The sequence below is a fragment of the Novosphingobium sp. TH158 genome (assembly GCF_002855555.1).
Taxonomy (GTDB): domain Bacteria; phylum Pseudomonadota; class Alphaproteobacteria; order Sphingomonadales; family Sphingomonadaceae; genus Novosphingobium.
Genome location: NZ_PKRT01000002.1, coordinates 104,253 through 128,616, shown reverse-complemented (window position 1 = coordinate 128,616; position 24,364 = coordinate 104,253). Strand labels below are relative to the sequence as shown.

Sequence of the window (24,364 nt, the reverse complement as noted above, 5' to 3'; positions counted from 1 at the left end):
GGGGTGCGATGAAGCCTGCAAAGCCGATCCTGTACACATTTGTCGCCATGCTGGCGGCGCCGCTTGCCGCCCAGGCAAATGACTCCACGCCTCCGCCGCCGGTCCTTGTTCCGTCTCCGCCGCCGCGGACTGTTTTGATGCCGCCTCCGCCTCCGCCTCCGCTTCCGCCGGTGATGGTTGCGCCGACGGCCAGGATTCCTTCGCCGCCGCCGCCACCGGCCCTGTTCCAGGTTGAGTTGTGGGGTGGCGGCGAAAAGCTGTGGAGCGGGCAGATGCGGCTCGCGAATTATGCCGGTGCCAGTTTCAACAGCACGCTCTCCGAAGCACCCGAGCCCTGCCCGGCGGACAAGAGCGCGCTTGGAACCTATGCGCCCAACCAGTCCCGCTCGCTGCGCGTAGCTATCAACCGGCGGGGCTATGCGCCCGAGAATCCGGAGTACACCGTTTCCGCCAGCTGGACGCGCCCTGCCGGCGGCTGCGAGGCCGGGGGCACGTCAAGCGTCAGCTTCGACCGTCCGATGACAATCGCCGTCGGTCAGAAGCAGGAACTAAAGGGCGATGGCGGCCTTGCCGTCGTGGTGACGCGCCTTAAGTAACCGGCGTTACTGCCGACGGCGACTAGCTGCGCGGGTTTCCGGTTCGGACCCGCGCGCCAGATCCTTTTCGGCCATGGTGGCGTCGGTGCGCTGCGGCCGCTTGATCTTGCCCTTCTCCTCGCCGGCTTCGGCAGCGGGATCGAAGCTTTCGTTCGGTTGGCGGGGATCGCGGTCTGACATGGGCTGGCTCCTTTGGGGCCAGGTCAAACCGCTTCACTCCGCGCTGTGTTCCCGCAGGCTGGCGCTCTTCAGGCGGGGTTTCACCTCAAGCTCGCCTTCTTCCATGATCTGCGCGCGCAGCTCGTCGCGTTTTTCGTGGACCGAGGCGATGACGAAGCCCATGGGCACGCCCAGGTCCACCAGCACCGCCTCGGACAGCTGCAGCGAGCTTTCCAGCGTTTCCGGCACGGCATGGCTGGCACCGGCCTTGTAAAGCTGCGCGGCATGGCTGGCATCGCGCGCGCGGGCAATGATCGGCAGGTCCGGATACTGCGTCCGCAGGCTGCGGATGATCCGCTGCATCGAATGCGGCTCGTCCATGGTCAGGATCACCGCGCTTGCCCGGTCGATCCCCAGGTGGCTGAGCACCCGGCCATGAACGGCATCGCCGAAGACCACCGGATAACCGTCCGCCGCGCCCTGCGCGATCAGGTCTGCATCGGCATCGAGCGCAATGAAGGGCTTCTCGTGCGTGCGCAGCATATCCGCCACCATCCGCCCGACGCGACCGAACCCGACGATGATGGCGCGTGGTTCGTTGCCTTCGACAACCGGCGGGGGAGAGGGTTTCGCCCGGTCGATCCGCTTGCCGAGCCGCCGGCCGAGCAAGGCCAGCAGCGGGGTGATCGTCAGGCCCAGCGCTGTTACTGCCTGCCAGAAGCGCGCCGCCTCTGCGTGGATCAGGCCGACGCCCATGGCCGTGCCGAGCACGATCAGCGTCGTTTCCGATGGACTGGCCATCAGGATGCCCGTTTCGGTCGAAGTGCCTGCCCGCACGCCCATGGCGCGCAGTACCAGCGCGGTGACCAGCGCCTTTACGCCCAGCACGGCAATCACCGCGATCAGGATCGACCCGATCTGCTCCCAGACCTGGCCAAGGTCGAGGCTCATGCCCACGGTGATCAGGAACACGCCGAGCGCCAGCCCCTTGAACGGTTCGGTCATCGCTTCGACTTCGCCCGAATATTCGGTTTCGGCGATCAGCAGGCCGGCGATCAGCGCGCCGACAATGGGTGAAAGGCCGCTCGCTGCCGTGGCCAGGGCGGCGACGATCACCACCAGCAGGCTGGCGGCAAGGAACAGCTCGGGACTCTTGGTGCGCGCCGCCTGCGCGAACAGGCGCGGCAGGAGCATCCGACCCAGTGCCATCAGCAGCACAACGGTAAGCCCGCCGAGCCAGAGCGTGCGCAGGATGTCCGATGCGTCCTGCGTCTCGCCCCCGCGCCCCATCGCGCCGAGCAGGAAGATGATCGGCACCAGCGCGATATCCTCGAACAGCAGCATCGAAAGCGCGGCCTTGCCCACGGGCGTGCGGGTATCGGTGATCTTGAGCACCAGTGCGGTGGAGCTCATCGCCAGGGCCAGGCCGAGCGCGAGTGCCGTGCTGAGCGAATTGCCGAGCAGCAGCAGGCCGCTGCCGATCAGGACGGCACAGATGATCAGTTCAAGCGAACCCAGCCCGAAAACCTGCTTTCGCATTGACCACAGGCGGGCGAACGACAGTTCGAGCCCCACCGAGAACAGCAGCAGGATGATGCCGAATTCGGCAAAGGGCGCCAGTCCTCCGGGGTCCGATATGGTGATGTAGGCAAGCCAGGGCGCATCGGGCACCATCGCGCCGAGGCCGAACGGGCCGACCAGCATGCCGACGAGGATGAAGCCGATCACCGGCGTGATGCGGTAGCGGGCGAACAGCGGAATGACGATCCCCGCCGCACCCAGGACCACGAGGGCATCGCCAAGGGGAGAGTTGGGGCTGAAATCGAACGCTGCGGGCATGACTTGCACCTAAGCCAATGTGGGTGCATTTGTCACGGCGGGAAAGGGAGAGGGGCCGTGAAGACAGAGGGATTCTGGATCCTGGCGATATTCCTGTGCTTCGCCGTGATCGAGGCGCTGCGCGGCAGCTTCCTGCACAAGCGCGGTCAGACGCGCGACGATGCCCTTGTCGAACTGATCGGATCGCCCGTGCTGCTCCTCGTGACGCAGCCGTTGATCCTGTTGGTTGCCTGGCTGGGCATGGCCTGGGCCTTTCCGGACCATGCCGGAGCGCTGGCCGCTCTGCCGGTAATCGCGCAGGTGGCGCTGCTGCTTATCTTCGATGACATGGCGCAATACTGGTGGCACCGGGCCTCGCACAGCTTTCCCTGGCTCTACAACCTGCACCGCGCGCACCATTCGGGCGAGTACATGTCGGTGCGGATCGTGTTTCGCAACAACGTGTTCTACTATCTCACCATGCCCAGCCTGTGGTTTTCCGGGGCGCTGATCTACCTTGGCCTGGGCGCGGTCTATGTGCCCTATGTGGTGATCAAGCAGCTGGTGATCATCGCGGCCCATTCGGACGTGCCGTGGGACAGGCCGCTCTATCGGATCCGCTGGCTCTCGCCGCTGATGTGGCTGGTTGAGCGGACCATCTCCACCCCGTCGACGCACAGTGCCCACCACGGCAAGCATCTTTCCGACGGCGTGACCCACTACAAAGGGAACTTCGGGAACCTGCTGTTCCTGTGGGATGTGCTGTTCGGAACGGCGAAGATCACCCGCCGCTATCCGGCAGAGATCGGCATCGAGAACCTGCCGCCGATCACGGCCGCCGAGCAGCTCGCCTGGCCGCTGTTCCGCTCGGAAGCGACACGGCAGACCTAGCGGCTGCCCGCGAACAGCTTGTCGACATCACCGCCATTCGCCGCAAGGATCGCGGCGACTCGCCGGCGGCCGTGATAGTAAACCAGCGCTGGGTGCGTTTCGCCGCGCGCTTTGAGCCCCGCAACATCGGCATCCGAAAGGCTGCTTTCACCGGCGACATGGTCGCAATAGCCTTCGCGCATCCAGGCGGGCCTGGTGATGTCCACGGTCAGCCGCCCGAAATGGCGGCGCAGCATGCCATGGCAGGTTTCATGCGCGATCACGCCCGAAAGCAAGCGCTGCCCGCCGATCGACCCGCCGTTCTCCACGCGGTTGGTGGCAAGATCGCTGCGGTTGATCACCATGTAACCGGTCAGCGCCCGCGTCAGGGCGAAGGCACCCCGGCTTTGCAGCGTCAGCCAGGTCCAGCGCCAGCCGCCAGAGGTGAGGTAGATATCCCGCTGTTCGCCCGCCGGATCGGCCAAGGGGCTTGATGCAATGCGCTGACGTGCATCGTTCAGCACGGCCTGCAGTTGCCCGGGCGGGAGCGGGCTTTCGCTGCGCACGTCGAATTCGCCCACCTGCGCGCGGTGCGGGAAGGCAAGCGTCTGCGGTGCCAGCAGCGGCAGGACCAGCAAAAAGGCCGCCCCCGTTGCCAGGAGCGGCCCTTTCGATTTCATGGCACCGGGCCTCAAGCCCAGTTCTTCATTTCGGCTTCGAGGTTCTCGACGATCGCCTCGAAGAAGCCCTCGGTGGTCAGCCAGGGCTGTTCCGGTCCGATGAGGATCGCGAGATCCTTGGTCATCTTGCCGCTTTCCACCGTCTCGATGCAGACCTTCTCGAGCGTTTCGGCGAAGCGCACCACGTCCGGCGTGTTGTCGAACTTGCCGCGATACATCAGGCCGCGGGTCCAGGCGAAGATCGACGCAATCGGGTTGGTCGAGGTTGCCTTGCCCTGCTGGTGCTGGCGGTAGTGGCGGGTGACGGTGCCGTGGGCGGCTTCGGCCTCCACGGTCTTGCCATCGGGGGTGAGCAGAACCGAGGTCATCAGGCCCAGCGAGCCGAAGCCCTGCGCCACCTGGTCCGACTGCACGTCGCCATCATAGTTCTTGCAGGCCCAGACGAACTTGCCCGACCACTTGAGCGCCGAGGCGACCATGTCGTCGATCAGGCGGTGTTCGTAGACGATGCCGGCTTCGGCGAACTTTTCCTTGAAGCCTTCGGTTTCGTACACTTCCTGGAACAGGTCCTTGAAGCGGCCGTCGTACTTCTTGAGGATGGTGTTCTTGGTCGAAAGGTACACCGGCCAGTTCAGGCCAAGGCCGTAATGGAACGAAGCGCGCGCGAAATCGCGGATCGATTCGTCAAGGTTGTACATCGCCATGGCCACGCCGGCGGCGGGGAACTTGAACACTTCCAGATCAATGTCCTGGCCATCGTCGCCATTGAACACCAGGCGCAGCGTGCCGGGGCCGGGGATCAGCGTGTCGGTGGCGCGGTACTGGTCACCATAGGCATGGCGGCCGACGACGATCGGATCGGTCCAGCCCGGGATCAGGCGGGGCACGTTCTGGATGACGATCGGTTCGCGGAAGATGGTGCCGCCAAGGATGTTGCGGATCGTGCCGTTGGGGCTCTTCCACATGGCCTTGAGGTTGAATTCCTCGACGCGGGCTTCATCGGGCGTGATGGTCGCGCACTTCACGGCAACGCCGTACTTCTTGGTGGCTTCCGCCGAATCGATGGTGATCTGGTCGTTCGTCTCGTCGCGCTTCTCGACCGAAAGGTCGTAGTACTTCAGATCGATGTCCAGATAGGGCAGGATCAGCCGCTCGCGGATCCACTGCCAGATGATGCGGGTCATTTCATCGCCGTCCATTTCGACGACGGGGTTCGCTACCTTGATCTTGGCCATTTTCTGCCTTCCCGGGGAGTGATTTCCGTGACCCCTTAGCAGGGAAAAAGCGCATCGCAAGCGCGGTTACGTCCGCCAAGTCTCGACTTCGCTGCGGCGGCGCGGCAGGGAGGGTTCAAACAGCGACACAACGGGAGTTTGGCGTGAGCGATCAGGTTATAGTCGAGGCGCGCGAGGGCGTGCTTGAAGTCACCATCAACCGGCCCGAGGCGAAGAACGCCATGACCAAGGCCGCGGCCGAGGCGATTGCCGCGGCGATGGACCGCCTCGATGCCGAAACGGACCTGCGCTGCGCCATCCTGACAGGAGCGGGCGGATCGTTCTGCTCGGGCATGGATCTCAAGGGCTTCCTCGCCGGCGAACTGCCGGTGGCCGGAAAGCGCGGCTTTGGTGGGCTGACCGCCTGGACGCCGAAGAAGCCGGTGATTGCAGCCGTCGATGGTTATGCGCTTGCCGGCGGCATGGAGCTGGCCATTGCCTGTGACATGATCGTGGCCAGCAAGGGTGCGAAATTCGGCATTCCCGAAGTGAAGCGCGGCCTGGCCGCTGGCGGCGGCGGCATGGTGCAACTGCCGCGCCTGCTGCCGCGCACGCTGGCGATGGAACTGGCGCTTACCGGCGATCCGATCACGGCCGAACGCGCGCATGAGCTGGGGCTGGTCAACGTGCTGACCGATGGTCCTGCGATCGAGGGCGCGCGCGCCCTTGCAGCGCGGGTGGCGGCGAATGGCCCGCTGGCAGTCATCGCCTCGAAGGGCGTGGTGCGTGATTCGTGGCTATGGTCGGACGCGGAGATCATCCCCAACCAGAACCCCTACATCGAGCACGTTTTCCAGAGCGAAGATGCGCGCGAAGGCGCCATGGCCTTCGCCCAGAAGCGCAAGCCCGACTGGAAGGGCCGCTAAAGGCCGCGCCGGTGACGCTGGGGGGTAATCGGGCGCACTTCGCCTTCGCGGCGCTGATCGCCTTTGCCATTACGGCGTTCATCCCCCAGGTCCTGGCCGACGGCGATTCCTGGTGGCACGTACGGGCTGGCGAATGGATGCTCGATCACGGCGCCGTGCCGATGACCGACCCCTTCTCGCACAGCTTTGCCGGCAAGCCCTGGCACGCCCACGAATGGCTGGCCGAAGTGATCATGGCCGTGGCTTACTGGCTGGCGGGCTGGGCCGGTGTCATGCTGCTTGTGGCCGCGGCCATGGGCACGGCCATCGGCCTGCTCTACCAGTGGCTGCGCCGGCACATTCCGGCGCTCGAATCACTTGTGGCGGTGATCCTCGCCCTGGGATGCCTTTCGCCCGGCCTGCTTGCGCGGCCGCACCTGCTGGCTATTCCCATGCTGGTGGCATGGATGCGCGCGCTGATGGACGCGCGGGCAGAGGGCAGGGCGCCGGGCTGGCCCTGGCTGCTGCTGATCCTGCTTTGGGCCAACATGCATGGCACGGCGCTGTTCGCGGTCGCCCTGATCGGACCCTTCGCGCTTGAAGCGCTGATCGAGCAGCGGCGCGACTGGCAGCGGGTTCTGCGCCAGTGGGTGCCCTTCGGCCTCGGGGCGCTGGTCATGCTGGTCCTCACCCCGCGCGGACCGGAGGGTACGCTGTTCCTGATCCAGCTGACGCAGATGGAAAGCCTGAAGCTGATCATCGAGTGGCTGCCGATGGACTTCACCAAGCTCACCGGCTTCGAGGTGCTGCTGATGGCCGGCCTTGCGGTGATCATGTTGCGCGGTGTCAGGATCAGGCCGTTGCGGATCTTCGTGATCCTGCTGCTGCTTCACATGACGTTGCAGCACCAGCGCCACCAGCTGCTGTTCGGCGTTGTCGCCACCATGATCCTGGCCGAAGCAATGGGCGGCCGGGCAGAGGCGGCGCGCAGCCTGCCGCGCTGGGCCATGCCCCTGGCCGGGCTGGCCGCGCTGGCGGTGATCGGGGTGCGGCTGGCAATCCCGGCACAGGTGCTGGAAAGCGATACGGCACCTGCCAGCTCGTTCGCCCATGTGCCGGCCGAACTGCGCGGGCAGCACGTGCTCAACGGCTATCCTTCGGGCGGTTTCCTGATCGGGCAGGGCGTGCGGCCCTTCATCGACGGGCGCACCGATCTCTATGGCGATGCCTTCATGGCGCGGTACGATGCAATCATGGAGGGTAAGCCGGCGGAACTGGACAAGGCGCTGGCCGAATTCGGCATTGCCTGGACCTTCCTGCCTGCCGGCAGCACCCCGGCACACGAGATGGACCGCAAGCCGGGCTGGCGCAGGCATCATGTCGATTCGCTGATCGCCATCCACGTTCGGCAAAGCGGGGGCCAGTAAAAGCAAAACCCGCCGGGGTGCCGGCGGGTTTTGCTATGGAATGGTGGGCGTAGCAAGGATTGAACTTGCGACCCCTACGATGTCAACATAGTGCTCTACCACTGAGCTATACGCCCATTCCATTCGAGCAGCCGGTGCGGCGAACCGCCTCGGCAGGGGTGCGCCAATAGTGGAGCCTCCCCGGCAAATCAAGTGCTCTTTTACCTCTGTCTGCCCGTGGCAGCGGCTCTGGCGCGCTGCCCTTTTGTCCGGGCCGGCAAACTAGATGCGTGCGCTGCTCTGCAGGTCGAAAACGCGCTCCACTTCCATGACCAGGTCCTTGAGGTGGAACGGCTTGGAAAGCACGCGCGCCTGCGGTGCCTCGCGGCTGGCCTTGAGCGTGACGGCGGCAAAGCCGGTGATGAACATCACCTTGGTTTCCGGGCTGACCTCGGCACAGCGCTGGGCCAGCTCGATTCCGTCCATTTCGGGCATGACGATGTCCGACAACAGCAGGTCGAAATGCTCCCGCTCCAGCAGGGGCAGGGCAGCGGTGCCGCGATCGACGGCAACCACGTCGTAACCCGCGTTTTCCAGGGCCCGCGCCAGATAGGTGCGCATGGCGTCTTCGTCTTCGGCAAGCAGAATGCGGATCATGTGCCCGTAGTGTTCCCAATTATCGCAACGCAGGCCCACCCTATACCCCGGCACAAGTTAAGAAGTCTTGCCCTCCCTCGACCGTGGCCGACTTTGACACAAGGCGCGTTCCGGGCCAGCAACGGCACATGTCGCCGAAAGACAGCAGGCAGGCCGATTCGCACCGGCAGGAAGGGGGAACCATCCCCGGTTCTGCCGGAACGCCGGCTTTTGTGCTGACTGCACCGCAGCCCTCGACCATCCCGGTGCTGATCGCCGTGCCCCACGCGGGGCGGGCCTATCCGGCCTCCATCTTCGAGCATATGCGCAACCCCGGAACCGCGGCGGTGCGGCTGGAAGACCGCTACGCCGACGAACTGGCCCGCCGAGTCGCCGATGCCACAGGCGCAGCGCTGCTGGTTGCCCAGGCGCCGCGCGCGATGATCGATCTCAACCGGGCGCCAGACGATGTCGATTGGGACATGTTCTCGCGCGGCAGGCCGGACCGGTTGGGCTCCTACGAGCCGGGGCGGCGGGCGCGCAGCGGTCTGGGGCTGATTCCCCGGCGGCTGCCCGGCCTGGGTGAGATCTGGAAGCGCAGGCATGAGGAATCGGAGCTGGAGGACCGCATCCAGCTGATCCACCAGCCCTATCACATGGCGCTCTCGGCAGAACTGGCGCGCCTTCGCGAAAGGTGGGGGGCGGCGCTTCTGCTCGATCTCCATTCAATGCCACCGCTGCCGAAGCAGGGCAGCAGCTGGCCGGCGGAATTCGTTCTGGGCGACCGTTTCGGCGCGACCTGCGCGGGCTCGCTTGTCGCATCGGCCTTTTCCTATTTTTCGGAGATGCGCCGGGCGATTGCCCATAACCGGCCCTATTCCGGGGGCTACGTGCTCGAACGCCATGCCAGCCCGGAAACCGAACTTCACGCCTTCCAGCTGGAGATCGACCGGACGAGCTATCTCGATCCCCACCAGTCGGAACCGGGGGCAGGCTTTGCCGCGATGGTCCACCTGCTGACCGGGCTGGTGCGCAGGCTGGCGGGCGACGTGGCGGAACTGGGCCGCATTTCCCGCAACATGGGCGGCGAATGGGCCGATGCCGCCGAGTAGGTTCGTGGCCGGGTGAAGACCTTTCGGGGCTGATGCGCTTCAGCCAATAAAAAACCACCTCGTGCAGCGCACGAGGTGGCCAAGGTTCAGGGAGGAGGTGCACTTTCGCGCACCAGCCCGACCGATGCCATGAGGGAAGCACCAATCAGGCAGACTCGAACCTATGCCTAAGATTCTGGAAATTCAAGCCCGCATTTCGACGATGCGGGCTTGAACCGGGATCAGGCCTTCTTCTTGGCGCCCTTGGCAGCCGGCTTCTCTTCCGAGGCAGGCGCGGCAGCGGCCGGAGCCGAACCGGCAGGGCCCTTGCCCTGCATGACCTGGCGGCCGAAGATCTCGCGGATCAGCTGCAGCGAGAACAGGTGGGCGTAGATCAGGGCGAGAATGCCGTTCTGATTGAGCGTACGCAGCACGTCGCCGCGCAGGTCGCGCAGCTTGGCTTCGTCGACCATGCGGAAGCCGCGGTAGATGAAGGGCTGCTCGTTGCCTTCCTGCTGGATGGCCACTTCGCCGTCCATCAGCAGGTCATGCTTTTCCAGTTCCTGCACGAAGTTCTGGGTGCGCTGGCCGGCTTCCTCGAACTGCTTGCAGAATTCGAGCAGGCCCTTGGTCGAATCGGTCGGCTGGTCGCCGTCGAACAGGGCATGGCCCTCGTCGCCTTCGCCAACCAGCTCGCTGGTCGGGTCGAAGCAGAGCGACAGCTCTTCGCTGGTCTCGGTCAGCTTGGCGAGGAGGAACGGATAGCGGCGGACATAGGCCGGGACATAGACGTTCTCGAGCAGCTTGGCTTCGGCGTCGAGGAAGACGTTGGTGCCTTCGTTCAGGCCCATCAGCGCCAGCGGAACCGAGTTTTCCCCAGCCGAGAAGATGATCGGGTAGTGGCGCGACGCGTCGGGAAATTCCTCGGCGGTCAGCGGCACGGCGTGCTGGCCGGAGAGCCAGGTGGCGCGATCGGTCTGGCGGCTCTTGTAGCCCGCATGGTCGCGGCTGTTGAGCGGCATCAGGTCCTTGTAGAAAAGCGGAAGCTGTGCTTGCGGCGCGCTGGCCATAAATTTTCTCTCCGGTAGCTGTAGTATACTTGTGGCGCGAAAGGCGCGGCTTTAGGCGCTGGCGCGATCCGGCGCAAGAGATACGAGTTTACCCGGATTAAGGATTCCGTGGGGATCGAGCGCCTTTTTCACACTGCGCATCAGTGCAAGCGCCACCGGATCGCCAAGCCGTTCCAGTTCGGCACGCTTTGACCGGCCGATTCCGTGCTCGGCAGAGATCGACCCACCCCATTCGGTGACGAGATCGTGGATTCGCGCGCTGATTTTTGGCCCAGCACCCGAATCGTATTCCGCCTGCGAGATTCCCGATCCGGCGAGGACGTGGAAGTGGACGTTGCCATCGCCCAGGTGCCCGAAGGCAAGCGCGTGCACGCCGGGAAACTCGGCCTCGATCAGCGGCACGGCATGATGGACGAAGGCGGGCATCCTCTCGACCGGCACCGAGATATCGTGCTGCACGGCCGCGCCCTTGGCGCGTTCGGCCGGCGCGATATTGTCGCGCAGCAGCCAGAACGCCTCGGCCTGCGTCTCGCTGGCAGAGAGCACGGCGTCTTCCACAAGCCCGGCTTCGAAGGCGGAGGCGACCATCGTCTCGGCCCGCTCCTGCAGGCCTTCGGCAGTCTCGCGCCCGGCAACCACTTCGATCAGGACGTGCCACGGGTGCGAACCTGCCAGCGGAGCGCGCGTTCCGGGCACGTGGGCCAGCACGGCGGCAAGGCTGCTGGCCGGTAGCACCTCGAACCCTTCGAGAGCGTCTCCGGCGATTTTCTCGCAGTGGAGCAGCAGGGCGCGGGCCACGTGCAGGTCGGGCACGCCGGCCCAGACGACGATCCGGTCAGCCAGTGCCGGCACCAGCCGGAGCGTTGCTGCGGTAACGATGCCAAGCGTGCCTTCCGATCCGATCAGCAACTGCTTGAGGTCGAAGCCGCGATTGTCCTTCTTCAACGGGGTCAGGGCGCTGAACACGCTGCCGTCAGCCAGCACGGCCTCCACGCCCAGCACGAGCGCGCGCATCGAGCCATGGCGCAGCACCTGCGTGCCGCCGGCATTGGTCGAGATCAGCCCGCCGACCGTTGCCGAACCCTTGCCCCCCAGCGTCAGGGGAAAGCGCAGGCCTTGCGCTTCGGCTGCCTGGTGCAGGGTTTCGAGGATGACGCCCGCATCGCAGGTCACCTGCCGGGCATCGGCATCGAGGCTGCGGATGCGGTTCATGCGGCGCAGCGAAAGCAGCAGTTCGCCGCCACTGCCATCGGGCGTTGCCCCGCCGGACATGCCCGAATTGCCGCCCTGCGGCACCACGGCAATGCGATGGCGGCTGCACAGCTTCATCAGCTGCGCCAGTTGCCCGGTCGATGCCGGCGATGCCATGGCCAGGGCGCGTCCGTGATAGCGCCCGCGCCAGTCCGTCAGCCAGGGCTCGACAAGGTCGGGGTCGCGCGTCAGGCCGCTGTCGCCCAGCAGGGCGGCGGCCTCGTCCAGGAAGTCCTGCCGGTTGTCCATGGCGGGCCTATGGCACAGGCCCGCGCGGCGCGAAACATTGCATTCCCTGACAATCGGGTTAAGCGATGGTTCAAGAGGCAAGGCATAACCGGCAAGCCTGAAAACCGGTTGTGCCCTGACGCCGGGACCGTCGATCTAGACAAGGCCGTGACGACCGCACCGCAATGAATCCGCTTGCCGCCCTTGTTGCTCCCCTGTTGCTTCTGCCTGCCGCGATCGCGCCGGAAGAGTCTTCTGGTGTGGCGGATCCGATCGCCATGGAATCTGCGGGGCTTGCAGGTGACTTGCCCGGAGCCGAGGCCGAATGGCCGCAGGCCGATGCCGGGCCGCTGCTTTCGATTGTCGGCGCGGTTGGCAGGGATGTGGCGCGACAGGTGTCCATCGAACAGCGCCTGATCATCCGCATCGCGCCGCAGGCACCATCGCCGCAGCAGCGCGCCACCATCCTCAGCGACTTGCCGCGCAAGTCTGCCAGCCCCAAGGTGGAAGAGCGATCAATGGGCAAGTGCGTGCCGGTGGCTGGCATTGCCGGGGTGCAGATCGCCCCGCAGAACCGGCTGCTGCTGTTCATGCGCGATACCCGCGTGGTCAGCGCCGCGCTCGACAAGGGCTGCACCGCCCGCGATTTCTATTCCGGCTTCTACGTTGCCCGCACCGCAGACGGGCAGATGTGCTCGGGCCGGGACAAGCTGCAATCGCGCAATGGGGCTAATTGCAAGCTCGGCAAGCTCAAACAGCTGGTCCAGACCGGCAACTGAGCCGCATTTCTTGACTTTTCGGGCGATTTGCGACTAGGGCGCGCTCAGCCGCGCGCTTGCGTGGCGACATGGCGTGGTGCGAATATGCTCCCGCAATCCAGGAATCCAGAAAAAGCTCATGAATTTTGCCGACCTCGGCCTGTCCGAAGAACTAGTGCAGGCGGTCACCGCCAAGGGGTATGACACGCCCACGCCGATCCAGGCGCAGGCGATCCCCCAGGTGCTGATGATGCGCGACCTGATCGCCATCGCCCAGACCGGTACGGGCAAGACGGCCTCCTTCGTGCTGCCGATGATCGACGTCCTGCATCACGGCCGCCGCCGCGCGATGATGCCGCGCAGCCTGATCCTTGAGCCGACCCGCGAACTCGCCGCCCAGGTGGCCGAGAATTTCGAGGCATACGGCGTCAACCACGACCTCAAGATGGCGCTGCTGATCGGCGGCGTGCAGATGGGCGACCAGGTGAAGGCGCTGAACGAGGGCGTGGATGTGCTGATCGCCACGCCGGGCCGCCTCATGGACCTTTTCGAGCGCGGCAAGATCCTGCTGACGGGCTGCGAACTGCTGGTCATCGACGAAGCCGACCGCATGCTCGACATGGGCTTCATCCCCGATATCGAGACGATCTGTTCGAAGCTGCCGGCCAATCGCCAGACCTTGCTGTTCAGCGCGACGATGCCGCCGCCGATCAAGAAGCTGGCGGACAAGTTCCTTTCGAACCCCAAGTCGATCGAGGTGGCGCGACCGGCTTCGACCAACGTCAACATTGCCCAGCACAAGGTCCCGGTTGCCAGCTCGCGCAACAAGCGCGAAGTGCTGCGCTACCTGTTGCGCAACGACAATGTCTCCACGGCGATGATCTTCGCCAACCGCAAGACCACGGTGCGCGAGCTCAACAAGAGCCTGCAGCGCCACGGCTTTGCCAGTGGCGAGATCCATGGCGACATGGACCAGTCATCGCGCATTGCCGAGCTTGACCGCTTCAAGGACGGCAAGATCAATATCCTGTGCTGTTCCGACGTTGCCGCGCGCGGGCTTGACGTGAAGGGCGTCAGCCACGTGTTCAACTTCGACACGCCCTGGCATCCGGACGATTACGTTCACCGCATCGGTCGTACTGGCCGCGCCGGAGCAACCGGTCGCGCCTTCACGCTGGTCGCCCCCGAAGATGCCGAGGCGATCGAGAATGTCGAGAAGCTGACGGGCGCGAAGGTTCCGGTCTACGAGGTCGCGCTCGAAGGAAAGTCGGAGCGTCCCAGGCGCGAGGAGCGCCCGCGTGAGGATCGCAAGGCCCGCAGCGACCGTCCGCGCGAGGAAAAGCCCCGCCGCGAACGCGAGCCACGCGAAGAACGCGCGCCGCGTCCCGAGCGCGAACCGCGCGCGGCCCGGCACGAGGAACCCCGCCGGCCGCGCCGTGACGAGCCAGCCGAACCGCCGAGCAAGCCCGGTGAATGGAACGGCCCGATTCCCGAGTTCCTGGGGCTGTCGGCACTCTAGGCAGGGTCTTTCAGGCTGCCTTCAGCAGCCCGGCATGGCCGCGCAAAAGCACAGTTCACGGTCTGCGGCGTTATAGTCGATCAGCCAGGGCTGGTCCTCGCCAGCCAGCCAGAACTCACGCAAGGCCGGAAGGATGGACGCAAGGTTTGCGGCAAGATCCATGGCCTTGAGGCGCAGCCCGGATTCGTGGGTGTGGAAGACCATCGTGATGCGCTCATCGGGCGCAGCGAAGTGTTCCAGGGCTGCCGCGACCAGTTGCCGTGCCTCATCCGAAGACTGCCAGTGCCGGATCGTCGCACCCGGAATCCGCTGCCAGTCGAACCGCTCATCGATTGCCGGAGCTGCCAGCTTGGTGCCAAGCAACGCGCGCACTTGCGGCGGTGGCACGCGCACCCAGCGAATGCCCTGATCGCATAGCAAGGCCCCCAAGCGGCGCGCCTCTGCCGATTCGGCTTTGCGTTGCTGCCGCAGGGCCAGCATCGCCCGGCGGCGCTGCGCCCGGTCGCGGCTGGCTGCGTCCACCGCTCAGCCCTCGGCCAGTTTGACGAAGCTGTCGATCACCCGCTTTGGTCCGGCGGTTTCGAAATCGATCTCCAGCTTGTTGCCCTCCTGCGCGGTGACGCGGCCGTAGCCGAACTTCTCGTGGAACACGCGCGCGCCCACGGCCACGTCGGTGCGGGGCTTGGCGGCGAAGCTGGCGGCGGATCGCGTTGCCTCGGGCAGGCGGCGGGGAGCGGGATCGAAATCGCGGCTGGCGGCGCGCTGCCAGCCGGGCCCGCGCGTGGTGCTGCGCGCAGGCTGCGAACGGGCGAGGTGGGCGAAGGGATCCTCGCGTTCCGACCATTGCGCCTTCCACAGGCTAGCCCCGCCGGTCAGCGTAGTCTCCACATCGACATGGGCCGGCGGAATCTCACCGATGAACCGGCTGGGGATCGAACTGGTCCACTGCCCGTAGATGCGCCGGTTTGCCGCGTGCAGGATGGTGCAGCGCTTGCGGGCCCGGGTAATCGCCACATAGGCGAGGCGACGTTCCTCCTCCAGGCTGGCAAGCCCGCCTTCGTCCATTGCCCGCTGGCTGGGAAACACGCCTTCTTCCCAGCCAGGCAGGAACACCTGGTCGAATTCCAGGCCCTTGGCGGCGTGAATGGTCATGATCGTCACCTTCTCGGCATCGTCGGCGGCGTCATTGTCCATGACGAGGCTGACGTGTTCGAGGAAATCGCCCAGCGTTTCGTATTCCTCCATGGCGCGGGCCAATTCGGAGAGGTTTTCCAGCCGCCCCGCCGCCTCGGCGCTGCGCTCTGCCTGAAGCATCGCGGTATAGCCGCTTTCGTCGAGCAGGGTGCGGACCAGTTCTGCCGGCGTCGCGGTTTTCGACAGGTCGCGCCAGCGGGCGAAATCGCGCATCAGGGCCAGAACGGTGTTGCGCGCCCGCGTCGGCAACTCGTCCGTATCCACGATCTCGATGGCGGCAAGGGACAAGGGAACGCCGCGGGCACGGGCGTGCCGATGCAGCTTTTCCAGCGCCTTGTCACCCAGTCCCCGCTTGGGCGTATTGTAAATTCGTTCGAACGCGAGGTCGTCGGATGGCTGGGCGATGAGCCGCAGGTATGCCATCGCATCGCGCACTTCGGCGCGCTCGTAAAAGCGGAAACCGCCGATAATCTTGTAGTTGAGGCCGATGGTTATGAACCGGTCTTCGAACTCGCGGGTCTGGAACTGCGCCCGCACGAGGATCGCCACCTGGTTGAGGCTGGCCCCCTCGCGCTCCATGCGCTCGATCTCTTCGCCAACGCGCCGCGCCTCTTCCGGGCCGTCCCAGACGCCGATCACCCGAACCTTGTCGCCGGCATGACGCTCGGTCCACAGGGTCTTGCCCAGCCGCTGGCTGTTGGCATCGATCAGGCCCGATGCGGCGGCAAGGATTTCCGGGGTTGAGCGGTAATTCTGCTCAAGCCGGATGACCTTCGCGCCGGGAAAATCCTTTTCGAACTTCAGGATTTTCGCAACTTCTGCGCCGCGCCATGAATAGATCGACTGGTCGTCGTCACCCACGACGCATATGTTCTTGCGCTCTTGCGCCAGCAGCCGCAGCCACAGGTACTGGACCTGGTTGGTGTCCTGGTATTCGTCCACCATCACGTATTTGAAGCGCTGGCGGTATTGCTCCAGCACCTCGCGGTGGGTGCGCAAGATGTTGAGCATGTGCAGCAGCAGGTCGCCGAAATCGCAGGCGTTCAGCGCTTTCAGCCGATCCTGGTAAAGCCGGTAGAAGTGCTGTCCCTTGCCGTTGGCATAGCTCTCGTTTTCCCCGGCATCGAGATCGTCGGGGTTGAGGCCGCGGTTCTTCCAGCGATCGATGCAGGCGGCCAGCTGGCGTGCGGGCCAGCGCTTTTCATCCAGTCCCTCGGCCTGGATCAGCTGCTTCAGCAGGCGCAGCTGATCGTCGGTGTCGATGATGGTGTAATTGGATTGCAGCCCGGCCAGCTCGGCATGGCGGCGCAGCATCTTGGCGGCAATTGCGTGGAACGTGCCGAGCCACGGCATCCCTTCCACCGCCGGCCCGATCAGCTCGCCCACCCGCTCGCGCATTTCGCGGGCTGCCTTGTTGGTGAATGTGACGCAAAGGATTTCGCTCGGCCAGGCGCGGCGGCTGCGGATGAGGTGGGCGAGGCGCGCGGTAAGCGCCGCCGTCTTCCCCGTACCCGCGCCGGCGAGCATCAGCACCGGCCCCTCCGTTGTCAGGACCGCCTCGCGCTGGGGATCGTTCAGTCCATTGAGCCAGGATTCGTCGGTCGAAGCGGGGGGAGCGGGGGGATTCATGGCGAACAACTAGGGAACATGAAGATCAGGCGCAAGCCTGGCACGACAAGTCGCGCCGGCATGCTGCCCTGTTCATCGCGGACTCATCCTTGGCGGGAAATAAGGTGGGCGGATCAAGAGGGTTTGGGTGCATCCGAAAGGAGCTATCCATGACCAGGCTTGCCCTTGCCTCGACAAGCGCCGCGGTGGCGGCTGCACTGTGCCTTGAATCGCTGCCGCTGAATGCGGCGCAGCCCGACCCCGAACCGCCCGCCGTTCCGCCATTGCCCCCGGTCCAGCCGGTTGAGCCGCCTGCGCCACCTGCCGCTCCGCCGGTGATCCAGGCCAACCCGACCGGCCCCGGTGTGCCGAGTGCGACCCCGCCCAATCCGGCAACGGCCAATTCGCCGGTTCCCCCGGCCATGCCGGCCGACCCGAACTATCGCGGCGGCCCCTATGTCGGTGCACTTACGGCGCCTCCGCCCGAGGCCTTCAACAAGGTCTACCCGGTCTGCACCCGCAATTTGCAGGATAATTGCCGCAATCCGGGCGGAAAATAGCAGGGCCTCGTGGTGAGGTTACGGGTGAACAGATTTACAACTTTCAACAAGCTGTTCTCTTACAATTCATCCGCGCGGCTTTATTGGGCCAATTGCCATCCGCGGATGGCCCGAGCCCTGAAGGGTCGCAAGGGAGGGGCGGGATCTTGTGGTCCCGCCCCTTCTTTTCGGGGGAGAGGGCGTCAGCCTTGGCTGGCGTCCTCTCATTCGTGCGGTTGACAGGTACGCGCCAAGCGGCGAGGCATCCGCGCCATGCAACCCGTCCGCCAGAACGCCCGCGTCCTTTCCGCCGCCCTTGCCGGGACGGCCGTGGAATTCTACGATTTCTACATCTATGCGACCGCTGCGGCGCTGGTGTTCGGTCCGCTGTTCTTCCCCGAACAGTCGCCCGCCGCGCAGCTTGCCCTGTCCTTCCTCACCTTCGGCATCGCCTTTTTCGCCCGTCCGGTGGGAGCCATAGCCTTTGGCCATTTCGGTGACAGGGTGGGGCGCAAGTCCACGCTTGTCGCCTCACTGATGCTGATGGGGGGCTCGACGCTCCTGATTGCCTTCCTGCCAACCTATGCGCAGGCTGGGTGGATCGCCCCGGCCCTGCTTTGCCTGCTGCGTTTCGGCCAGGGCTTCGGCCTCGGCGGCGAATGGGGTGGGGCTGCCCTGCTGGCCGTGGAGAATGCGCCCAAGGGCTGGGAAGCGCGCTTTGGCGCTGCGCCGCAGTTTGGCGCGCCGCTGGGCTTCCTGGCTGCGAACGGACTGTTCCTGGCGCTTGGCCTGTGGCTGCCCGAGGCGGAGTTCAAGGCTTGGGGCTGGCGAGTGCCCTTCCTGCTCAGCGCGGTGCTGGTCGGCCTGGGGCTGTGGGTGCGGCTGAAGATCGGCGAAACCCCGCAGTTCCGCGAGGCTCTGGAGCGCGAAGCACCGCCCGCCGTGCCGCTTGCCCGCCTTTTCGCGCGTCACGGCTGGGCCGTTATCGCGGGAACGGCAGGCGCCGTGGCGTGCTTTGCGATCTTCTATCTTGCCACTGCCTTCGCGCTTGCCGTTGGCACCTCGGCACTGGGTTACAGCCGCACCGAGTTCCTCTCCACCCAGCTGGTCGCCAACCTGTTCCTTGCGCTCGGCATCGGGGTCGCGGCATGGCGGTCCGACAGGAAGGGCAGCCGCTCGACGTTGGCCATCGGAGCGGTTGCGACAGTGGCGCTCGGCTTTGTGTTCGGACCCGGCCTGCAATCGGGATCGCTGCTCGCGGTTTTCCTTACGCTGTCTGCGGCGCTGTTTGTCATGGGCTATGTCTATGGTCCGCTGGGGGCCTGGTTGCCGACGCTCTATCCGCCGCTGGTGCGTTACAGCGGCGTTTCGGTGGCGTTCAACGCCGGCGGCATCGTGGGCGGTGCGCTCACCCCGCTCGTGGCGCAGGCGATGGCGACATCGGGCAACCTGATCTTCGTCGGCACGCTGATCAGCCTGGCCGGGCTGGTCACGCTTGTTGGCGTGCTGACCGCTAGGCAGCAGGCAGTCGCGCCAGCGTAATCCGCGCTTTGCCGACCTTGCGATCGGCCTCAACGGCAAAGTTCTTCAGCGCCGGCACTTCATCGGCAGCCGTTTCAAGACTGATCCAGGTGCCCGGGCCGATCCAGCCGAGGCGGCGCAGCTTGTCGAGCGCAACTTCACCCGCACCGGTGCCATAGGGCGGATCAAGGAACACAAGGTCAAGCGGAGCCTTGGCCGGTCCAAGGGTGAGGACCGACGAGGCCCGCACGTCGCTTTGCCCCTGCGCCTTGAGGTTCGCCAGATTGGTGCGGATCGCGCGCACTGCGGCAGGATACTGCTCCACGAACAGGCAGCTTGCCGCCCCGCGCGACAGGGCTTCCAGCCCCAGGGCTCCTGAACCTGCGAAAAGGTCCGCCACGGCCAGTCCTTCAAAATCGCCGATGCGGCTGACCAGCATCGAGAACAGCGTCTCGCGCGTGCGATCGGCGGTGGGGCGGGTGGTATCGCCGGCAGGCGCGGCGAGCTTGCGACCGCGCCATTGTCCGGCAACGATGCGCAGGCTCATCGGCGCGGTCCCCTACTGCTCCCGCTGCCGCCGCCTGGGCGCGGCTTTCCGGCACCGGGGCGACGCTGCGGAGAGCGGGGCGCATCGCGATCGACCGGGCGCGAGGGATCAGGCTTGCGCGGTCGGCGGGCGGCTCCCGGAGGACCGGAGCGCTTGGGCGCAGGCTTCGCGCCGGTGGGGTGGGGCGGCTGCTTGGGCAGCTTTGGCAAGGTGGCGGCGAAACGCTCGACATCCTGCGGGCGCACTTCATAGGCCTGTCCGCGCGGCAGCTCTCCCAGTTCGAACGGACCATAGCGGGTGCGCAGCAAGCGGCTGACTTCCAGCCCCAGCGCTTCCAGCACGCGGCGGACTTCGCGGTTCTTGCCTTCGGTAAGGGTCAGTTCGATCCACTGGTTGCGGCCCGTGCGGCGCTCCATGTTGGCATCGATCCGGCCATAGTGGACGCCGTCCACTTCCATTCCCTCCATCAGGCCTTCCAGCTGCTCCTGCGTCACCGAACCGTATGTGCGGGCGCGATAGGTGCGGGGGATGCCGCTGGCCGGCAGTTCCATCGCCCGCTTCAGCTCGCCATCATTGGTCAGCAGCAGCAGGCCCTCGGTATTGAGGTCGAGCCGCCCGATCGGCATCAGGCGGGGCGCATCCTTTGGCAGAGCGTTGCGCAGGGCGGCATAGATCGTCGGGCGACCCTGCGGATCACGCTCTGCGGTCAGCAACCCTGCCGGCTTGTGGAACACGAACAGCCGCGCAGCATCGGGCGCCTTCACCTCTTTGCCGTCCACGGTCAGGCCGTGCAGCGTGGTGAGCAGCGTGGCGGGCGTGGTAACAACCTCGTCGCCGATCTTCACCCGGCCTTCGGCAATCATCCGCTCCACCTCCCGGCGCGAGGCGACACCGGCGCGGGCGAGCAGCTTGGCGATGCGTTCGCCTTTTTCGGGTGGGGAATTTTCCATGGCCAGCCCTTAGCGGGATGGGGCAAAACCGTCAAAGAGGGGCTGGGCATCGCCGCAAATATGGCTAGCGTGCCGCGCGACCACAGGGAGAAGGGTTCGCATGTCGGTTGATCTCATCCGTTTCCTGATTTTCGCAGGCGTGCTGGTGGCGCTTGTCCTGATCGCGACAACCAGCAAGACCTTCCGCCCCTATATCCGCAAGGCGCCGCTGGTGGCCTTCCTGCTCGGCATTTCGAGCGGCTTCCCGCTGACCCTGCTGATCGCGACGATGACCTTCTGGCTCGCCAAGGTGGGGATAGACACGGCCACCATCGGTTTCGCCGTGGCGCTGGGCATTCCCTATACCATCAAGTTCCTCTGGGCCCCTCTGGTCGACAAGCTGCCGCTGCCATTCCTGACGCGCACCTTCGGCCAGCGCCGCGGCTGGCTGTTCCTGATCCAGGGCCTGCTGTTCGTCTCGGTCTGGCAACTGGGCGCGAGCAATCCGCAGCCCGGAAACATGGGCCTGTTCGCGGTCTGGGCGCTGATCACCGCCTTCCTCTCGGCAACGCAGGATATCGTGATCGATGCCTACCGCATCGAAATCCTCGACGAGGAAGAGTTCGCCCACGGCACGGCGACCAACCAGTTCGGCTATCGTACCGGCAACCTGATCGCGGGTGCCGGGACGATCTATTTCGCCTCTGCCGAAGGGCTGGGGCTGGGCTGGGCAACCGCCTATGGCCTCACTGCCTTCTGCATCGTGCCCGCCATCCTTGGCGCGCTGTGGATCGGGCCGGGGCGCTTCATCGATCGCTATTCGCACGTCAGCGGGATGAAGGCGGGCCAGTTCCTGACCGAAGCCGTCATCAACCCCTTCCGCGAATTCCTCGGCCGCCACGGCGCCTTCCTGATCCTCGCCTTCGTCCTCGTCTACAAGGTGGGCGATGCCATGGGACAGGCGATGCTCAGCCCCATGATCGTGGACCTGGGCTTTGCCGACCTCGATTACATTTCGGCCAACAAGCTCTGGGGTTTTGCTGCCCTGATCGTCGGCTCGGCACTGGGCGCGCCGTTCATCCTGTGGCTCGGCATGGGACGCGCGCTGCTGGTGTCCGGCCTGATGATGATGCTGTCGAACGTGATGTTCATGGCCCTGGCGGCCACCGGCAACAATTACTGGATGCTGGTCGCCGCGATCGGCACCGAAAACCTTACGAGCGGCATCGGCCTTACCGTGTTCACCACCTACCTCTCCGGCCTGTCGTCGATCGCCTATACCGCCACGCAGTTCGCGCTCCTTTCCTCCTTCGCGGGCGTCGGTCGCACCTTCATGGCCGGGCCTGCGGGGATCGTTGCCGAAAAGGTGGGCTGGGTGGGTTTCTGGGGCTTCACGGTGGTCGCCGCGATCCCCGGAATGCTGCTGCTCTGGGTACTGTGGAGCAAGGGCTACGTCGTCCAGGGCATCCGCCAGACCGAGGGCGTAGATGAGCGGACGCTCAAGCAACCCATCGGTGCTGTTCGGGCCTTCGGGTTCCTGCTGGTGACGGTCGGGCTGGTCGGGGTCTTGCTGTCGCAGCCGCTGAAGTGGGCCAATTCGACCGCGCTGATGTTCCTTGCCGTGTTGCTGCTTGGCGGGGTGGTCGCCTGGCTCGGCAAGGCAAAGGTCAGTCCGGCAGCTCCCCGTTGAGGCGCAGTACCTCGCCGGCGAGGTAAAGCGACCCGGCGATAAGCACCGGGAGGCCATCGTCCGGCACGGCGGCAAGGGCGGCGGGTACATCGTCAAACGCGCGTGCCTGCGGGCCGAAGGCCTTGGCCGGGTGCCATTCGTGCCCCGGCACGGGGACGGCGGCGATTGAGGCAATGCTGGCAGCCAGCGGCCCGGTGAGCGAGCCCGGATCCTTGTTGGCCAGCATACCCATGATGAGGTGCAGGCGGCGTCCTTTGAAATGCGTACCCAGCGCAGCCCCGGCCGATGGGTTGTGCCCGCCATCAAGCCAGACCTCGCGATCGCCGGTCAGCGGTCCCCCGTTCAGGCGTTGCAGCCGTGCGGGCCAGCGGGCAGCGCGGATGCCAGAACCCATCGCCTGCGATGAAACCGGCAGCGCTGACTGGTGGCGCAACATTGCGACCGCAAGAGCTGCATTGTCCGCCTGATGCTCGCCGGCGAGCAGGGGCAACGGCAGGTGCAGCTCGTCAATGCCATCCCGACCGGTCCCGTCGCGGTACAGCAGGGTATCGGGCAGCGGCCGGGCCGACCAGTCCCGGTCCCGCAGGACCGCGATTGCCCCCGCCTTGCGCGCCTGTGCCATGACGGCGCGGGCAACGTGGTCCGGGTAGGCCTGCGTCACCAGCGGTACGCCGGACTTGGCGATCCCCGCTTTTTCGAAGCCGATCCGCGCAAGGGGATCGGTAGGAACCCCATCCTCGGGCACCAGCAGGAAGCGCTCGTGGTCCAGCCCCAGCGCGGCGATGCCGCAGACTGCCGGATGTTCGATCACGTTGGTTGCATCGAACCGACCGCCAAGCCCGACTTCCACCACGCAGGCATCGGCGGGCACACGGGCAAATTCGGTGAAAGCCGCAGCGATGGTGACTTCGAAGAAGCTGGGCTGCAGGTCCTCGCCCAGATCAAGAACCTGCTCCAGCAGTTCTGCCAGCCGCGCGTCGGATATGAGGTTCCCGGCGATGCGGATCCGTTCGTTGTAGAGGACAAGGTGGGGGCTGATCGTGGCGTGGACGGCATAGCCCTGCGCCTCAAGAATGGCGCGCAGGAAGGCTGAGGTCGATCCCTTGCCGTTGGTTCCCGCGACGTGGAACACGGGCGGAAGGCGCTTGTGCGGATCGCCCAGCCGCGCCAGCAGGGCCCGGATCGTATCGAGGCCAAGGCGGCCTTCGGGGACGGAGAGGGCGCCCAGCCGATTTAGCTGGGCCTGAACCGCCGGACTTTCCGACCGGGCGAAATCCTTCACGCTGCCTTGGCGGGCTGCAGGAAATCGAGCAGGCTGGCCAGCGTTCCCTTCAGGTCCTTCCTCGGCACGACCATGTCCACCATGCCATGGGCGTGGAGATATTCGGCGCGCTGGAAGCCTTCGGGCAGCTTTTCGCGGATCGTGTCCTGGATCACCCGCTGGCCGGCAAAGCCGATCAGGCAGCCCGGCTCGGCAATGTGGATATCGCCCAGCATGGCATAGCTGGCAGTGACGCCGCCAGTGGTCGGATCGGTAAGCACCACGATATAGGGCAGGCCCGCCGCCTTCAGCCGCCGGGTGGCAACCGTGGTCTTGGGCATCTGCATCAGGCTGAGGATGCCTTCCTGCATGCGGGCACCGCCCGCTGCCGTGCAGATGACATAGGCGCAGCGGTCCTTGATCGCCCGCTCGGCCCCGGCGACGAAAGCCTCGCCCACGGCCATGCCCATTGATCCGCCCATGAAGGCGAAGTCCTGTACGCCAAGCACCACCTTATGCCCGTCAATCGTACCTGTGGCATTGGTCAGCGCATCGGGGTGCGGGTTGGCGGCGCGGGCGGCCTTCAGGCGCTCGGGATACTTCTTGGAATCGCGGAACTTCAGCGGGTCTTCCGCAACCTTGGGGCTAGGCAGAACGGCATAGCCCGGATCGAGCAGCTGCGAGAACCGCGCATCGGCACCGATGCGGCCATGATGGTCGCAGCGCGGGCAGACGCTGAGGTTTTCCTCGTATTCCTTGGTGAACAGCATTTCCTTGCACGAAGGGCACTTGATCCAGAGGTTATCCGGAGTGTCGCGCTTCTTCAGGTTGGAAAGCGAATTGCGGACTTTTGTGAGCCAGGACATGGCAGGCC

23 protein-coding genes and 1 tRNA gene are annotated in these 24,364 nt (G+C 65.6%); 10 read left to right on the top strand and 14 right to left on the bottom strand.

Features of this window, described 5'->3' with window-relative positions; all coding sequences use genetic code 11:
* Nucleotides 1-170: 170 nt before the first annotated feature.
* On the top strand, nt 171-596 hold the full coding sequence (locus C0V78_RS13685) for a hypothetical protein (RefSeq protein ID WP_144039923.1): 426 nt from the start codon (nt 171-173) through the stop codon (nt 594-596).
* 6 nt (nt 597-602) lie between these two features.
* Here C0V78_RS13685 and C0V78_RS14985 read toward each other — a convergent pair whose 3' ends face one another.
* Nucleotides 603-776: a hypothetical protein gene (locus C0V78_RS14985; protein WP_158241566.1), complete on the bottom strand. Its 174-nt coding sequence runs from the start codon at nt 774-776 to the stop codon at nt 603-605.
* A gap of 33 nt (nt 777-809) precedes the next feature.
* A complete protein-coding gene (locus C0V78_RS13680; RefSeq protein WP_101798479.1) occupies nt 810-2,594 on the bottom strand; it encodes a cation:proton antiporter in 1,785 nt (594 codons plus the stop codon).
* Nucleotides 2,595-2,651: 57 nt separating this feature from the next.
* Here C0V78_RS13680 and C0V78_RS13675 point away from each other — a divergent pair, with 57 nt between their 5' ends.
* Entirely contained in the window at nt 2,652-3,464 is an 813-nt protein-coding gene (locus C0V78_RS13675; protein WP_101798478.1) for a sterol desaturase family protein, read from the top strand.
* Here the strand turns inward: C0V78_RS13675 and C0V78_RS13670 are convergent.
* Complete coding sequence (locus C0V78_RS13670; protein WP_101798477.1) at nt 3,461-4,123, bottom strand: hypothetical protein; 663 nt, start codon at nt 4,121-4,123, stop codon at nt 3,461-3,463. The two genes, C0V78_RS13675 and C0V78_RS13670, sit on opposite strands and share 4 nt — an antisense overlap.
* Nucleotides 4,124-4,134: 11 nt before the next feature.
* Complete coding sequence (locus C0V78_RS13665) at nt 4,135-5,358, bottom strand: NADP-dependent isocitrate dehydrogenase (RefSeq protein ID WP_101798476.1); 1,224 nt, start codon at nt 5,356-5,358, stop codon at nt 4,135-4,137.
* 143 nt (nt 5,359-5,501) lie between these two features.
* Here C0V78_RS13665 and C0V78_RS13660 point away from each other — a divergent pair, with 143 nt between their 5' ends.
* Nucleotides 5,502-6,263, top strand: coding sequence for a crotonase/enoyl-CoA hydratase family protein (locus C0V78_RS13660; RefSeq protein WP_101798475.1), 762 nt, complete (start codon nt 5,502-5,504; stop codon nt 6,261-6,263).
* Nucleotides 6,264-6,274: 11 nt separating this feature from the next.
* Nucleotides 6,275-7,669, top strand: a complete 1,395-nt coding sequence (locus C0V78_RS13655; protein WP_101798474.1) for a hypothetical protein — start codon at nt 6,275-6,277, stop codon at nt 7,667-7,669.
* A gap of 41 nt (nt 7,670-7,710) precedes the next feature.
* Here the strand turns inward: C0V78_RS13655 and C0V78_RS13650 are convergent.
* Together C0V78_RS13650 and cpdR are read right to left on the bottom strand one after the other, a co-directional pair.
* Nucleotides 7,711-7,785 (bottom strand) — tRNA-Val (locus tag C0V78_RS13650).
* 145 nt (nt 7,786-7,930) lie between these two features.
* Nucleotides 7,931-8,305, bottom strand: coding sequence for a cell cycle two-component system response regulator CpdR (gene cpdR / locus C0V78_RS13645; protein WP_101798473.1), 375 nt, complete (start codon nt 8,303-8,305; stop codon nt 7,931-7,933).
* A 128-nt stretch (nt 8,306-8,433) separates the two neighbouring features.
* On the opposite strand from cpdR, the gene C0V78_RS13640 reads away from it, so the two are divergent.
* The gene (locus C0V78_RS13640) at nt 8,434-9,396 is read left to right on the top strand and encodes an N-formylglutamate amidohydrolase (protein ID WP_101798472.1); all 963 of its coding nucleotides are present in this window, start codon (nt 8,434-8,436) and stop codon (nt 9,394-9,396) included.
* A 221-nt stretch (nt 9,397-9,617) separates the two neighbouring features.
* Here the strand turns inward: C0V78_RS13640 and C0V78_RS13635 are convergent, their stop codons facing one another.
* Together C0V78_RS13635 and C0V78_RS13630 are read right to left on the bottom strand one after the other, a co-directional pair.
* Nucleotides 9,618-10,445 (bottom strand): SapC family protein, encoded by an 828-nt coding sequence (locus tag C0V78_RS13635; protein WP_101798471.1) that lies wholly within the window; start codon nt 10,443-10,445, stop codon nt 9,618-9,620.
* 51 nt (nt 10,446-10,496) lie between these two features.
* Nucleotides 10,497-11,945 (bottom strand): FAD-binding oxidoreductase, encoded by a 1,449-nt coding sequence (locus C0V78_RS13630; protein ID WP_101798470.1) that lies wholly within the window; start codon nt 11,943-11,945, stop codon nt 10,497-10,499.
* Nucleotides 11,946-12,184: 239 nt separating this feature from the next.
* Between C0V78_RS13630 and C0V78_RS13625 the strand changes: the two genes are divergently transcribed.
* Together C0V78_RS13625 and C0V78_RS13620 are read left to right on the top strand one after the other, a co-directional pair.
* Entirely contained in the window at nt 12,185-12,703 is a 519-nt protein-coding gene (locus C0V78_RS13625; protein ID WP_144039922.1) for a hypothetical protein, read from the top strand.
* 118 nt (nt 12,704-12,821) lie between these two features.
* Nucleotides 12,822-14,201, top strand: a complete 1,380-nt coding sequence (locus C0V78_RS13620) for a DEAD/DEAH box helicase (RefSeq protein ID WP_101798468.1) — start codon at nt 12,822-12,824, stop codon at nt 14,199-14,201.
* Nucleotides 14,202-14,222: 21 nt separating this feature from the next.
* Here C0V78_RS13620 and C0V78_RS13615 read toward each other — a convergent pair whose 3' ends face one another.
* Together C0V78_RS13615 and C0V78_RS13610 are read right to left on the bottom strand one after the other, a co-directional pair.
* The gene (locus tag C0V78_RS13615; protein ID WP_101798467.1) at nt 14,223-14,723 is read right to left on the bottom strand and encodes a hypothetical protein; all 501 of its coding nucleotides are present in this window, start codon (nt 14,721-14,723) and stop codon (nt 14,223-14,225) included.
* Between the two features lie 3 nt (nt 14,724-14,726).
* Nucleotides 14,727-17,024 (bottom strand): ATP-dependent helicase, encoded by a 2,298-nt coding sequence (locus tag C0V78_RS13610; protein ID WP_101798466.1) that lies wholly within the window; start codon nt 17,022-17,024, stop codon nt 14,727-14,729.
* Nucleotides 17,025-17,173: 149 nt separating this feature from the next.
* Between C0V78_RS13610 and C0V78_RS13605 the strand changes: the two genes are divergently transcribed.
* Both C0V78_RS13605 and C0V78_RS13600 read left to right on the top strand, forming a co-directional pair.
* Nucleotides 17,174-17,563, top strand: a complete 390-nt coding sequence (locus C0V78_RS13605; protein WP_101798465.1) for a hypothetical protein — start codon at nt 17,174-17,176, stop codon at nt 17,561-17,563.
* A gap of 252 nt (nt 17,564-17,815) precedes the next feature.
* Nucleotides 17,816-19,084 carry an MFS transporter gene (locus C0V78_RS13600; protein WP_101798464.1) on the top strand — a complete coding sequence of 423 codons (1,269 nt, stop codon included), beginning with the start codon at nt 17,816-17,818 and terminating at the stop codon, nt 19,082-19,084.
* Here the strand turns inward: C0V78_RS13600 and rsmD are convergent.
* Together rsmD and C0V78_RS13590 are read right to left on the bottom strand one after the other, a co-directional pair.
* Complete coding sequence (rsmD, locus tag C0V78_RS13595) at nt 19,056-19,610, bottom strand: 16S rRNA (guanine(966)-N(2))-methyltransferase RsmD (RefSeq protein ID WP_173843452.1); 555 nt, start codon at nt 19,608-19,610, stop codon at nt 19,056-19,058. The two genes, C0V78_RS13600 and rsmD, sit on opposite strands and share 29 nt — an antisense overlap.
* Complete coding sequence (locus tag C0V78_RS13590; RefSeq protein ID WP_101798463.1) at nt 19,607-20,560, bottom strand: pseudouridine synthase; 954 nt, start codon at nt 20,558-20,560, stop codon at nt 19,607-19,609. Before C0V78_RS13590 ends, rsmD begins: the two co-directional genes overlap by 4 nt.
* 100 nt (nt 20,561-20,660) lie before the next feature.
* Between C0V78_RS13590 and C0V78_RS13585 the strand changes: the two genes are divergently transcribed.
* Nucleotides 20,661-22,229 carry an MFS transporter gene (locus C0V78_RS13585; RefSeq protein ID WP_144039921.1) on the top strand — a complete coding sequence of 523 codons (1,569 nt, stop codon included), beginning with the start codon at nt 20,661-20,663 and terminating at the stop codon, nt 22,227-22,229.
* Here C0V78_RS13585 and C0V78_RS13580 read toward each other — a convergent pair.
* Both C0V78_RS13580 and accD read right to left on the bottom strand, forming a co-directional pair.
* Nucleotides 22,207-23,511, bottom strand: a complete 1,305-nt coding sequence (locus C0V78_RS13580) for a folylpolyglutamate synthase/dihydrofolate synthase family protein (RefSeq protein ID WP_101798462.1) — start codon at nt 23,509-23,511, stop codon at nt 22,207-22,209. The genes C0V78_RS13585 and C0V78_RS13580 overlap by 23 nt on opposite strands.
* Entirely contained in the window at nt 23,508-24,356 is an 849-nt protein-coding gene (accD, locus tag C0V78_RS13575) for an acetyl-CoA carboxylase, carboxyltransferase subunit beta (RefSeq protein WP_101798461.1), read from the bottom strand. The genes C0V78_RS13580 and accD overlap by 4 nt, the downstream gene beginning before the upstream one ends.
* Nucleotides 24,357-24,364 lie beyond the last annotated feature (8 nt).

Coding starts and splice junctions, on each gene's coding strand:
- C0V78_RS14985 (WP_158241566.1), bottom strand. CDS start 776: ATGTCAGACCGCGATCCCCGCCAACCGAACGAAAGCTTCGATCCCGCT.
- C0V78_RS13680 (WP_101798479.1), bottom strand. CDS start 2,594: ATGCCCGCAGCGTTCGATTTCAGCCCCAACTCTCCCCTTGGCGATGCC.
- C0V78_RS13670 (WP_101798477.1), bottom strand. CDS start 4,123: ATGAAATCGAAAGGGCCGCTCCTGGCAACGGGGGCGGCCTTTTTGCTG.
- C0V78_RS13665 (WP_101798476.1), bottom strand. CDS start 5,358: ATGGCCAAGATCAAGGTAGCGAACCCCGTCGTCGAAATGGACGGCGAT.
- cpdR (WP_101798473.1), bottom strand. CDS start 8,305: ATGATCCGCATTCTGCTTGCCGAAGACGAAGACGCCATGCGCACCTAT.
- C0V78_RS13640 (WP_101798472.1), top strand. CDS start 8,434: ATGTCGCCGAAAGACAGCAGGCAGGCCGATTCGCACCGGCAGGAAGGG.
- C0V78_RS13635 (WP_101798471.1), bottom strand. CDS start 10,445: ATGGCCAGCGCGCCGCAAGCACAGCTTCCGCTTTTCTACAAGGACCTG.
- C0V78_RS13630 (WP_101798470.1), bottom strand. CDS start 11,945: ATGGACAACCGGCAGGACTTCCTGGACGAGGCCGCCGCCCTGCTGGGC.
- C0V78_RS13620 (WP_101798468.1), top strand. CDS start 12,822: ATGAATTTTGCCGACCTCGGCCTGTCCGAAGAACTAGTGCAGGCGGTC.
- C0V78_RS13610 (WP_101798466.1), bottom strand. CDS start 17,024: ATGAATCCCCCCGCTCCCCCCGCTTCGACCGACGAATCCTGGCTCAAT.
- C0V78_RS13605 (WP_101798465.1), top strand. CDS start 17,174: ATGACCAGGCTTGCCCTTGCCTCGACAAGCGCCGCGGTGGCGGCTGCA.
- C0V78_RS13600 (WP_101798464.1), top strand. CDS start 17,816: ATGCAACCCGTCCGCCAGAACGCCCGCGTCCTTTCCGCCGCCCTTGCC.
- rsmD (WP_173843452.1), bottom strand. CDS start 19,610: ATGAGCCTGCGCATCGTTGCCGGACAATGGCGCGGTCGCAAGCTCGCC.
- C0V78_RS13590 (WP_101798463.1), bottom strand. CDS start 20,560: ATGGAAAATTCCCCACCCGAAAAAGGCGAACGCATCGCCAAGCTGCTC.
- C0V78_RS13585 (WP_144039921.1), top strand. CDS start 20,661: ATGTCGGTTGATCTCATCCGTTTCCTGATTTTCGCAGGCGTGCTGGTG.
- accD (WP_101798461.1), bottom strand. CDS start 24,356: ATGTCCTGGCTCACAAAAGTCCGCAATTCGCTTTCCAACCTGAAGAAG.